Annotated in this window: 13 protein-coding genes; 2 read left to right on the plus strand and 11 right to left on the minus strand. The window is 63.5% G+C overall.

The window, feature by feature from the left end; genetic code table 11:
• Positions 1-228: 228 nt before the first annotated feature.
• The 5 genes from ABD884_RS08515 to ABD884_RS08535 form a co-directional block, all read right to left on the minus strand.
• Entirely contained in the window at positions 229-816 is a 588-nt protein-coding gene (locus ABD884_RS08515; protein ID WP_345043206.1) for a hypothetical protein, read from the minus strand.
• A 121-nt stretch (positions 817-937) separates the two neighbouring features.
• A complete protein-coding gene (locus ABD884_RS08520) occupies positions 938-2,542 on the minus strand; it encodes a hypothetical protein (protein WP_345043214.1) in 1,605 nt (534 codons plus the stop codon).
• A gap of 4 nt (positions 2,543-2,546) precedes the next feature.
• A complete protein-coding gene (locus ABD884_RS08525; protein WP_345043218.1) occupies positions 2,547-4,859 on the minus strand; it encodes a penicillin-binding protein in 2,313 nt (770 codons plus the stop codon).
• A 256-nt stretch (positions 4,860-5,115) separates the two neighbouring features.
• On the minus strand, positions 5,116-5,400 hold the full coding sequence (locus ABD884_RS08530) for a hypothetical protein (protein ID WP_345043223.1): 285 nt from the start codon (positions 5,398-5,400) through the stop codon (positions 5,116-5,118).
• Between the two features lie 64 nt (positions 5,401-5,464).
• The gene (locus ABD884_RS08535) at positions 5,465-6,547 is read right to left on the minus strand and encodes a hypothetical protein (protein WP_345043229.1); all 1,083 of its coding nucleotides are present in this window, start codon (positions 6,545-6,547) and stop codon (positions 5,465-5,467) included.
• 305 nt (positions 6,548-6,852) lie between these two features.
• Here ABD884_RS08535 and ABD884_RS08540 point away from each other — a divergent pair, with 305 nt between their 5' ends.
• Positions 6,853-7,626: an MBL fold metallo-hydrolase gene (locus ABD884_RS08540; RefSeq protein WP_345043238.1), complete on the plus strand. Its 774-nt coding sequence runs from the start codon at positions 6,853-6,855 to the stop codon at positions 7,624-7,626.
• Positions 7,627-7,697: 71 nt separating this feature from the next.
• Positions 7,698-8,033, plus strand: coding sequence for a hypothetical protein (locus ABD884_RS08545; RefSeq protein ID WP_345043243.1), 336 nt, complete (start codon positions 7,698-7,700; stop codon positions 8,031-8,033).
• Between the two features lie 4 nt (positions 8,034-8,037).
• Here the strand turns inward: ABD884_RS08545 and ABD884_RS08550 are convergent, their stop codons facing one another.
• The 6 genes from ABD884_RS08550 to ABD884_RS08575 form a co-directional block, all read right to left on the minus strand.
• Complete coding sequence (locus tag ABD884_RS08550; protein ID WP_345043248.1) at positions 8,038-8,202, minus strand: hypothetical protein; 165 nt, start codon at positions 8,200-8,202, stop codon at positions 8,038-8,040.
• Entirely contained in the window at positions 8,199-8,987 is a 789-nt protein-coding gene (locus ABD884_RS08555) for a hypothetical protein (protein ID WP_345043253.1), read from the minus strand. The genes ABD884_RS08550 and ABD884_RS08555 overlap by 4 nt, the downstream gene beginning before the upstream one ends.
• A gap of 91 nt (positions 8,988-9,078) precedes the next feature.
• Positions 9,079-9,375 (minus strand): hypothetical protein, encoded by a 297-nt coding sequence (locus ABD884_RS08560; protein WP_345043260.1) that lies wholly within the window; start codon positions 9,373-9,375, stop codon positions 9,079-9,081.
• 1 nt (position 9,376) lies between these two features.
• Positions 9,377-10,048, minus strand: a complete 672-nt coding sequence (locus tag ABD884_RS08565; RefSeq protein WP_345043268.1) for a peptidyl-tRNA hydrolase — start codon at positions 10,046-10,048, stop codon at positions 9,377-9,379.
• A gap of 67 nt (positions 10,049-10,115) precedes the next feature.
• Entirely contained in the window at positions 10,116-10,601 is a 486-nt protein-coding gene (locus tag ABD884_RS08570; RefSeq protein WP_345043273.1) for a phosphatase domain-containing protein, read from the minus strand.
• A gap of 30 nt (positions 10,602-10,631) precedes the next feature.
• Positions 10,632-11,312, minus strand: a complete 681-nt coding sequence (locus ABD884_RS08575; protein ID WP_345043280.1) for a hypothetical protein — start codon at positions 11,310-11,312, stop codon at positions 10,632-10,634.
• Positions 11,313-11,406 lie beyond the last annotated feature (94 nt).

Below are 11,406 nucleotides of genomic sequence, written 5' to 3' on the forward strand. Positions count from 1 at the left end.
ACACAAGGGCGTACGGCATTTCCCACAACGAGCAGCGACTTGAGGTAACACTTCGTCGACCACGCGGAACGCCTAAATCGCATCCGAATGTTCGGCTGGGAGAACATCGAGACTGCCCCCGGCAAGAAGTACAGCTTAGTTGGCTGGATGAGCCGGACTCGATGCATGCCTTCATGGATTTTCACCTTCTGGCAACTCATTGTCCTGCCTTGCGACGCGGCCTGCACTTCAACGGCCGGCGCAGAGCTTCACAGTCTCGTTGATGATCAGGTCCACTAGATTTTCGCGGCCGTCCGAGTCGACGAACTCGATTCCGGCATCGGTGAATTGGAATTTGCCCTGTCTGGACGGGGCCGAGGGTAACTGGACGGGCTCCGCGACCCGGGCGTACGAGTCGTTTGGACCGATCCCAATCTTGGCGAACCGTTGAGCGGTCGACGAGACGAAAAACCCGCGATTTGAGTCAACATCTTTACGGCCGCGGATTTCGCTGATCGCCAAGTTGACTATGAAGGGGCTGTAGAGCGTTCCGCTGCGTCCTAGTCCGAGGGAGTAGGACCCGAGCGCCCACAGCTTCTCCATCTGAATGGGGCGTAACTCGAGCCTCCCGTACTGGACAGAACTGAGATCAACGCGGGGGGTGGGCGGAACGCCGAGTGTGTCCAGCTTGGTGGCCGCACTGCGGCAGACGTCCTCAAGCTCGGCCCTGGCCTGTGTCCAGCGGGCAGTGCAGTCGGATTCGATGGCGGCTGCATTCCTGGCCTCGACTTGGTTGCCTTCGGAGCGTTTGGCGAACTCGGCGTCGAAGTCGACCATGGTGGCACTCCCTGTCTTGGATGAATGAGCCGCAAAGCTTTAGGGCCCGCGTAAAAACTGTCAATCAAAGGATGGTGCTTAGACCCTCTCATAGGATCGGATCCAAACACCATGTTGGCCACTAGTGTCCCGCGGGATCAGCCGGTTTCACCGGGGCGGAAGGAACCTCGGGTGGGGCCTGGTCGAGGATCGCCGGGCGTGCGGCAGGACATCCCGGTGGCGCGCTGGCGCTCGGGGATGGTGTCAGCGTCGCTGAGGCAGATGCTGACGGGGAGGCGGTCGCCGAAGGGGACGGTGACGGGCTGGCTACGGGCGCGGGAGACGGCGCTGCCAGGCATTGTGCGTTCTTCGCGTCGTAGTCTTTTCGGGCTGCGTCCTGGCGGGCAATGAAATCTGCACGCTCGGCGGCCTTTTGGTCGTGGTCTTTTACGGCCTGGTCGTAGTTGGCCCACGAAGTCGCAATGGCGGACCATGCCTTGTTAACCTCGTCAACCCTAGCCACGTAGTCGTTGTAGGTTGCGGCGTCCTTTTGATACTTCGCGTAATCAGTCCAGTACGTCACGACGCTGTCCTGCCAGGCTTTTGCGCCGGCTTCGAGTTTTGTGCGGGTGTCCGTGAGAAGGGTGTTTCGGGTCTTGGTGGCTGCCGCGTCGTCGAACGCGAGGGGCTTCATTCCAGTGAACGCCCACCCGCAGCCAGGGCCTTTGAGGTCGTTGGCCGGGACCTGCACCTGGGCCTCGGTGGTGGCCTTCGCGGCGGGTGCGGCCGGTGCCGCGGGCTCCATGACCGGGGCAGGCATCGACGGTGACACCGCGAAGGCCGGCTTGTCCATCGGAACCGCCTTATGGTCCACCAGGCCCGGCGCCGGGATGGGGACCCGGACAAAGGCCGGGGAAGGTGTGGAGGCCGGATCAGGGGCAGGCCCCGTGGCAGGAGCGGCGGTCGCCGTGGTGGTCAACCCGGCGGACGGCAACTGCACGTCGGGGATAGCGACCTTGGCCTCCTCGGTGTACTGCTTGTAACCGGAGGCTGTCCACGGGGACCGGGTGGCGTCGGCAACGGTGGATTGCTGGTTCACGCAGCTCGTGCTCAACCGGCCGGTCAATACACCGTCGAAGGCCTGGGCGAGAGTTTGCAGCGGGTCGTTCGGGGAACCGGTGACGTAAGTGATGACGTCGCCGCGTCGGAAGGACAGGACAGCCGCCCGCACCCCGCCACGGGTCGTCGTCGCCTGCTTCGTGTCTGACCCGGGGCCGTTCACACCCCACATGCTCAGTCCTGTCTCGGGACCGGCGCAGACGTACGCGTTGGCGGCCTGCTTCTGCACGGCTTCAGCACCGATCCCCGCCGTGTAGGCGAGGGTGATGACCTGGAACCGGGAGCTGCCTGAGGTGAACGTCCGGGCCAGGGACACAGACGGGGCTACGCCGGCCTGCGGGCAGGAATACGGCAGCGGCGCGGTGACAAGCTGCTGCAGGTCACCCTGCTTCGCCCAGCCCGCCGGCGGATTGTTCAACGCGTCGGTGAGCACACCTGTGGCAGGGGACTGCTTCCAGTCGGCGGTGACGACGCTCGGGCCAGCCGCGGACTGCGGTGCCGGCACGGCGGCGGGGGGCAGCCCGATCAACACCATCGCCAGGGTGGTCAGTCCCGCTATCGCGGTGACGATGCCGGTGCCGGCAAGGACGGCTGTGGATGATTTCTGAGTGAGTCGCTGGAGTCCCATGGTCCTACTTCTGTTCCGGGAGCTTGATGGTGGTGTCGCTGCCCTGGCTGAGGGTGATGCTGACCTTTTCCCTGTACGAGAAGGTGCTGCCGGCTGCAGGGGTCTGGGCTGTGACGATGTCCTTGTCGAACAGCGGATTCGGGTCCGCCGTCTTCACGGCGATGTCCGGGGTCAGGTTGTTCTGCAGCAGCAGAGTTGCAGCGTCGCTGACGGAGAGCCCCCGGACGTCCGGGATGGTCCGGGCGGTACTGGAGCTGGTGGCGACATCGTCGGCCTTGGGAAGCGGAATCGCGGGCAGCCCGGCGGTCAGGTGGGTCATGATGTCTTTCCAGACCGGGCCGGCGACCTCACTGCCGGTGAGATTGAAGTAGTCGCGGCCATAGGCGTGGACCATGTTCAACGGATACTGGGTGCCCCCGCGCGGATCACCCAGCCAGACGGCGGTGACGTACTGCGGGACCAGTCCGACGATCCAGTTCGCGGCGAAGTCGTTGGTCGTACCGGTCTTGGCCCCGGCCTCGCGGCCGGGGAGCCCGCCCATCTGGGACAGGGTGCCGTCGCCGGTGAACGGCATTTTGAGGATGTCCGCGACCGTGTGGGCTACCGCCGGGGCGATGGCTTGGTGGCAGTCGGGGTTCGGGGTGTTGATCTTGGCGCCGGTGTCGGCGCGGACCCCGGCAATGATGGTGACGGGCCGGCAGGCGACGCCGTCCCCGGCGAACACGGCGTAGGCGTTCGCCATTTCCAGCGGGGACACCTCGTAGGCGCCCAGAGTCAGGGATGCTTCCTGGCCTTTGATGGCGTTAGGGCCGGTCCGCGGGAGCGAGGTGATGCCGAGACGGGCAGCCATGTCGGCGACCGGAAGGACACCGGTGCGTTCGATGAGCCGGATGAAGTAGATGTTCAAGGACAGTTGAATGGCCCTGCGCGCGTCCACGGTGCCCCAGCTGTAGCCGCCGTAGTTGATGAAACCGCCCGGCGGGGAGTCCAGGGTCGGCGAGACATAAGGGCTGTCGGCGTTCAGCTTCGTAGTGGCCGGGATGCCTTGTTCGAGTGCGGTCGCGAGCGTGATCGGCTTCATGGACGAGCCGACCTGGAACGGGGACTTCGCGTAGACGATTTCGGTCTGGCCGGGCCCGTTGCCCCAGGTACGGTTCTGGGCGATCGCGGCGATCTGCCCGGTGCCGGGTTTGATCACCGCGGTGGCCAGGGCGGCCCGGTTGTCGTTGCCGAGGGCCCCGGTAACGGCGTTCTGCGCTGCAGCCATGGCGGCCGGGTCCAGAGCCGTCGTCAGGGTCATTCCGCCGCGGGAGAGCTTTTCGGCGCGGGCTTCGGCGGTGGCACCGAACGCCGGGTCGGTGAGGATCTCGTCGCGGACCATTGAGCAGTAATACGGGTAGGTGGAGCTGGCGCAGCCGTTGGCCAGAGTCCCTTTCTTGATCCCGAGGGGTTCCGCGGCGGCCGCGGCGGATTCGGCTTCGGTGATTTTGCCGGTCACCTGCAGGCGTGACAGCGCGGTGTCCCGGCGGCCGCGCGCACCGTCGGGGTTGGTGAACGGATCGTATGCTGCCGGGCCTTTGAGGATGCCGGCGAGGGTGGCGCCTTGGGCGCGGGTCAGGTTTTTGGCTGTCGTGTCGAAGTAGACCCGGGAGGCTGCTTCGATCCCGTAGGCGCCGTTGCCGAAGTAAACGGTGTTCGAGTACATCTCCAGGATCTGGTCCTTGCTGAGCTTTTTCTCCAGCCCGGCAGCATATTTGAGCTCCTGGAGCTTGGCTCCCAGATCCCGGGACGGGGGAGCGGTCTCGCCGGACTGGGCGACGAGGAGATTTTTGACCAGCTGCTGGGTGATGCCGGAGGCACCCTGGGCGGCGTTTCCATTGGCGTTGTTGACGGTAGCCCGGATTGTGCCGACAACGTCGATGGGCCCGTTGGTGTAGAAGCGGGCGTCCTCGGTAGCCAGCAGTGCATCGGTGAAGTTGGGGGAGATGCTTGAGAGTTTGACGTCGATCCTGTTTTCACTGAAGAAGCGGGCAAATTCCTTGCCGTTTTTGTCGAGCAGGACGGTGTGCTGGGGGAGGGAGACGTCGAGCGGGATCTCGGACGGAAGCTTGTTCCAGTAGTCGATGGCCATGCCGACACCGCCGGCGGCAAACAGGCCGACCGGGGCCGCGAGAAGCCCGGTCAGGGACACCAGAAGCACGGAGGCGATGAAGCCGCCGAGGCGGGCCGAGAACGGACGGACGGTGGACTGCTCTTCGTGCATGGATGATCCGAGCAGTTGCTCGACACTGGCCAGCTCGGTGTGTGCGCGTCTCAAAATCTGGTGCTCCTGGTGATGCTTGCGTGGCAGCTGAACGCTGCGCAGGTCATGGCGATACGCGACATGTGTGCGGACAGCCGGACAACCCTGCCCGCCGGGACCCCGAAGACTCATCTTTGAACGGTCGCCAGCTCCTGATCCCTGCCGGGCTGAGGGCGCCGGAACACTGACCCTCGACGCACAGAAAGAGTCGGCGCGGATGATCCGCGCCGACTCTTTCTGTCTGGGTGTTCTTGCTGTAGCGTCCCGTGTCTTACCGGGTGATGGCCAGACGGGCTCGCCTGTCAACGACGTCGGCGCCGTGAGGCTCCCTCATAGTGTCGGGCGCGTCGACAATATCGGCGATGTAGGTTTCCTTCAGCGGGGCTGCAGCGGGCTGGTGGCTGGCGATCTGGCCGAGGATGGATTCAAGGGCTGGATTCTTGCGCTTTGCTCCCAGACCGAAAAACGGTCCGGCCACCATCGCGGCCCCCACCAAGAGCGCGGTGATGGCGAATACCAGCAGAGGTGTTCCGTTGTAAGAGTAGATGCCGGTCATGAGAGTCTCCTGTAGTCATCCTGTCCCGGCGTATCCGGTCCTTGGTAACCCTCATGTGTGCGGATCAGCCCGTGGAGCTCACCGTTGCCTCTTCAGCCTCAACGGGAGAGAGCCGGACGACGGCGTACCGGTCGGTGCTGCCGTGGTCATCATGGCCGCTGCTGGCGGTCACAGTGTAGGCCCGGTATTGGCCGTCCGTATGCATCAGTCGCACCGTTGCGCGGTTGTAGGGCTGGGCTGCTTCAACCGTGTCCCTGAAGTCCCGGTAATCGTCGGGGTAGATCACGTGTGGCAGGTAGCCGTAGCGCGGGGATTGAATACCGAACCGGTGCCAGGTGTTGGACGTCATGAACGTCTGCCAGCAGCTGGTGTCGACAGCCATCAGCACCTGGTCCACGGCAAGCTCGAACACGGCGCGAAGGAGGCTGCTGGATTGGAAATCTCCGAAGCCAGGTGTGATCGGAGAGGGGGTGATTTCCTGGACTTCCCGGGTGATGGCCCTCAACCATTTGCCCTGCCGCTTCTCGTCGGTGACGACCCTGCCGGAAACTTCGAGGTTCTTCACCCCTGGCGAATCGCTGTTGAAACGGGTGATGATCCGGTACGGGACCAAATACCGCTCCGCGTTCACTGACGTGATGGCCGCATCAATGGTGACCTTCATGCGGGTTCTGTCCTCAGCGGAGATCAGCTCGCTCACCCACTGATTCATGTCCCCGGTCGGGCTCTCGCCGGTACGGTCGAGCTCATAGATCGCGAAAAGGTCATCGTTCCAGGAGGTTTCGATGTGCCCGTTGAAGGAGATTTTCCACTCTAGTGCCCCGATTGGCGGGCGGGGTGGAAGGTCATCGCCGGCAGCAACATAGATGGCCAGCACGGCGAGGACCATATCAGTCATCGGGGAGTTGATCGGCCTCGCCAGGACACGGTAGTCCTCGCCTCGGTGGTTGACGACATCGTCGATAGCCTTGCCGGTCTCGGCGACAGTGCGGATTCTTTCTACAAGCAATTCACGACCCAGCGGGTCCAGATTCTTTCGCACACTGGAACCGGAGAAGTTCACATCCCCGATGCTTAGCAGGCCGGGCTGATCCTTGTTGAGGTGATCAACCAGGACCCATCGGCTTCGAGTGCTAATAGCGTTCAAGATAGTCCTGTCATTCAAGTCAGGGGGCAGGTCGTGCCCCCAAAGTTTGATGCCCCCTGAGCCCCCCCATAGAGCCAAGGGACAGTTTTTCACCCTGAGTCATATTTGTCACAGCCCCACTGTGATTTCTGTCATTACTGTCATGTGATCTCCAGCACAAGCATTGGAGTGAATGCCTGGATGGTCTCGTTGATTTGTATTAGACATGTCCAATTGTTAGTCTTGATCGCATCAAGCCCATCTGGCGGATGCCCGGCAGGCTGTACGAAGCACCATCTGATCACCATTTTCAGGAGTACAGCCTTTTGTCCAAACGTTCCGAGCATTCCAGCCCATGGCACCCTTTCTCCCGGGTCAGCGAAACGGCTCCCGGCGTGTTTTTCGTCGAAGGACCGGCATCCAACTGGATCATCGTCCGTGACGAGACCGGCTACATTCTCATCGATAGCGGATACCCGGAAGACTCGGCCCTTGTCCGGAAGTCGATTGAACATGTCGGCCTGAAACCCTCAGCAGCCAAGGCCATGCTCATCACGCACGGCCACGTCGACCACACCGGTTCCGCTGCCTTGTTCTCCCGTACGTTCGGAACCCCGGTCCTGTGCAGCCCCGAAGAGTTGCCACATGTCCAAGGCCATGAAAAGCACCAGGTCACCCTCGGCCAGGTCCTCATCCGTGCATGGCGTCCGAAGGTGCTGCGCTGGATGAAGCACGCGATCGCCGCCGGATCCCTGTCTGCAACTCCAGCAACAGCCGCACAGGCGTGGACTGCCGAGCAACTGGCGGGTCTGCCGGGTAGCCCTGAAGCCATCCTGGTCCCCGGGCACACACCCGGAAACGTTGCGATCCTTTTCCGCGCGGCCGGAGTGATTGTCACCGGCGACTCCTTTATCACCGGCCACCCGCTGAGCCGACATACGGGCCCCCAGATGCTCCACCCTATGTATCACAGCGAACCGGCCACGGCATTGTCCGCCACCCACGCTTTGGACAGCGTCGAGGCCTCAGTGATCCTTCCCGGCCATGGCCCCGCTTTGGCCATGCCCCTCGGTGACGCCTTGGCGTCCCTGCGTCGCTAACTCGCCCCGACACTTTCTTCCTTTTTCATCCTCTGCGCGTCGATCAGCGCACCCTGTGAAAGCCGAAAACCTTGCCAATCCTTGCCATAGCTGTAACCACCATCGACTGTGACGGACACGACGGAACCCCCTGCCCGGACAACACCGTCGTCGAATTCCCGCACCCGCAGAGCGTCGCGATCCGGCTCGCAAAGCAGTCCGGCTGGACAGTCTGGATCGAGACGATGTGCCCGGAGTGCACCAGCGTGCAGGCTGCGGCGGCAGCCCCGACACCCTTGGACCTGCCGCCGGTCACGGTAGATGCGATAGTGCCTGCCCTGATGGTTCTCGCGGCCGATGCCGGCGAAGACGCGACAGGATGGTGCGCCAGAATGAAGGCTGAACGCCGCCAACTGGTAGGCGCGTAAGCCGTTAGGCGGCCTCGTCCAGGATCAGGTCAGGGTGGTCCTCGACGTCCTGGAGCCGGGCAATGACGAGCCGGTCCATCGGGGTCAGGTTAATGACCACCGTGCGGCCGTCCTTATCAACGATGGCACCGAAGCCAATGGGCTCCACGGACTCCGTCCCGGTGCTCATGCTGTCCTGCCGTACAGGCCGGCCAAAGCGCCGAGACGTCCTGCGAGGACGGAGAGTCTCAGCTCGATGTCGTTGTAGCCGCCCATGGAGAGCAGTGCCCGGATGGCGTCGGAGTTGGAGGCGAGCTCGGCCTCGAAGATGGCCACCATCGGGTGGTACTTCTGGACCAGGTGTCCCACCATTATTTCATTCCCGTCGACCGCATTGTGGTGCAGACCGCCGGCGTTGTCCATGAAGTCCGCGAACTTGCCAATGAAGGCACCCGCGTTGCCGCGAATCTTCGCCGCGACGTTCGCTGCGTACAGCTCGCGCTTCTGGGCTTTCGTGAGGTTCTCTCCCGTGGGGACGGGGTTGGTCAGGGACCGCACCAGGTCCGAAGTCTCCTGGCCGAACTCCCCGGCGATCCACGCATATGCCAACTCCCGCTGCGTGGCCAGATCAATGCCGACGTGGCAGCCCGGAACGAACGATTCCAAGATGCGGTCCAGGCTGTCCTCGACCGTGTCGTGCAGGATCACGGAGACCAGGATGGGTTCGGACGTCACGCCCCACCGGAGCACGCGAAGAGAGTTCCGAAGCGGATGTTCAATATAGGCGGTCCTCGGAAAGCCCTTTCGGTTCGCGCGGGTCTGGTTCAGGTGGAAGAACGAGGCGGCCGAGATCGCCGTGGAGACTTTCACCCCGTCAATGGAGGGGATGTCCTTGATGTCGGCGAAAATCGCCATCGTCAGGGCCGAGGGGTCCATATCCTTGAGCGGTACGCGGTCAAAAAGTGTGGTCGTCATGCCCGCTATGTGTACGGACGCGCCCGGCTGCGTCACCGGAAAAATCTACCCGCCCGTCCCGCCGCCCGCCTGGGCGGGGCAGGTGGAGAGACTACTTTTTCTTCACGGCAGCTGCCTGCTCGGCTGCGGCGCGGACCATGACGCGGGCCACGACGGAGACGCACAGCGGGCACTGGAGCCGGGTCAGGGTAGTGAACGGCTGGTCCGAGACGAGCATGACCGAGCCGCCGCAGAGCGCCTTGGGGGAGAGCCGGTCCAGTGCGTAGTGCTGGACGAAGGTCCCTTTGCCGTAGAGTCGTTCCACTGCCGGCTGGCCGGGCCGGCCCATCTGGGCGATCACCCGGCGGCGGAAGCGATGGCCTTCGATGATCCTGTTCTTGAGCTGCACGTCACGGCCTTTCGATGACGAACGCCGTGGCGGTGTCCGGGGCGATCTCGGTCAGGCCGGCGTCGACGATCAGTGGCCCTGCCGCTATCATGCGCAGGGCCGCGAACTCCTCGGCCGTGGCGATGACCAGGCCCGTGGACAGCAGCTGGAGCGAGGCGAGTTCGGCGTCATCGAGTCCGCGGTTCAACTGCCAGGCGAAGAGTGCGTGCGCGGCCTGGGCTGCCGCCTTGCCCGTGGACATCCCGAGGGCGCCGTTCAAGACGATGACAGGATCTCCGCTGCGTTGCCTCGAGGGGACCGTGGCGGGAACGTCCGGGAGATCGGTCCCTGAAACCTGGAGCCGGAGGATGGACTTGGGCATCTCCTCGTAGGCTGCCGGGGCGTACGCCATGGCCTTCGCCTTGCCGATTGTGATAAGACTCTCACTTTTATTGCTTACATCGGCGGCCAGCTTGCCGAAGGTCTTCAAGTCGGCCCGGCGGACCGATTTGGTGAACCGGCCCGAGAGCCAGTGCGCCCACGCCTCGTCCTGCACGGCCCCGGAGGTCGAGGTCCCGGCATAGGCTTCGACGCTCGCGATCGCCGCGGCAAGAATGCTGTCTCGGTGCCCGGCAGGGTCGTTCTTGTCCACGAGCAGCACGATCGGCTGCACGAGGCTGGGTGTGGCGGTCATTGTGTTCCTGATCCGTCGGGGATGGGTCGGGCCTCATGTGTGCGGAGTGCCGTGCCTGGCTCACCGCTCAGGCCGCCGCCGCGACCCGGTGAGACGGGAGGGCGCCGCCGGTCAGTGTAACGGGAATGCCGAGCCGCTCATAAGCCCGGGCCACGTCGGGGCGGGACTCATAGGCGTGAATGACGTGGTGCCGTTCCTGGACACCTGCGACGAGTTCGCGTTTGGTAAGTGCATCAGGGCGGTGGTCGCTGACCTGGCGGAGATGGATTTCATCGGCTGCGATGCTGTGCAGATCCAGCCAGGACTGCAGGTGCGGGCGGTAGTGGTCCCGGCTGGCGGCAACAATGATGATGCGGCGGCCGATGCTCCGTTCCAGCTCCAGCAACCGGACCACTTGTCTCACTGGAGGACAAAGCAGGGATTCGACATGGAACCGGTCAGCCTCCGGTGCGTCACACGCAGGATGGTGTCCGGCGACAAGATGGTCGATCGTGGAGGTGTCAACGAGTGTGCCGCCGAAGTCGAAGATGACGGCTTCCGGTAGAAGTTGCATGTGCCCCATGTGTGCGGCACCGCTGAATTGTTACTCCGCGGGCGGGTTGAATTGCCGGTAAGTGCCCGGGTCGACCTTGTTCGCTTCGAGGTGGCGGGCTGCCCGGGCCTCATCCCAGGGCTCCCCGCTGGTCATCTTGTCGGCGCGCTGAATCCAGGCGACGCCGGAAACCTGGATGAAGGGATCCTCGACCCCGAAGAACATGCGGCGTCGGTGCATTGCCCAGCGCAAGGCAGATGAAGCCATCTTGAAGAAGGCGGCACCGTCCGCCGGAGAGAGCGTGGCGCCCATGACCTTGTTGGACTCCAGCCAGGTCAGGGCTGCATCCCAGCCTTGGGAGGCGACGGCGACCAGCTGCGCCGCGTCGTCACCGATCGGGTTCTCCAACGCAGCCAGACCCAGGTCGGCGCGGATGTCTTCAATGGAGACGTGCACGATGTCGTTGGCATCGACCCAGGTGCCGAACGGGCTCCTGTCCGGATGAATCGTTTGGCCATCAACAATGGACAAGTTCCGCCAAGGATCCTCCGGGTCAAGGGACCGGACGATGTCCGATATGTAGCCTGCAAGCCAGGCAGCAAACCAGTGGGGATGCCGGGTGACGAGGTCAACCATTCGTTCTTCGATCTGAACTCGCGCTTCGGTCTCGATCAGAGGTTCGCAGAGAGCAACGATCCACCGGGCAACCCACCCGCTGTCTAGTTGACTCATGATTTTGTTCCCCGGAGGCTCGGACATACTGCGCACGATAGTCAAATGTACTTGCAAAAATGAACCAGAGTCCATATTTGAGGCCCGTCGGCGA

The sequence above is a fragment of the Arthrobacter methylotrophus genome (assembly GCF_039539965.1).
GTDB lineage: Bacteria > Actinomycetota > Actinomycetes > Actinomycetales > Micrococcaceae > Arthrobacter > Arthrobacter methylotrophus.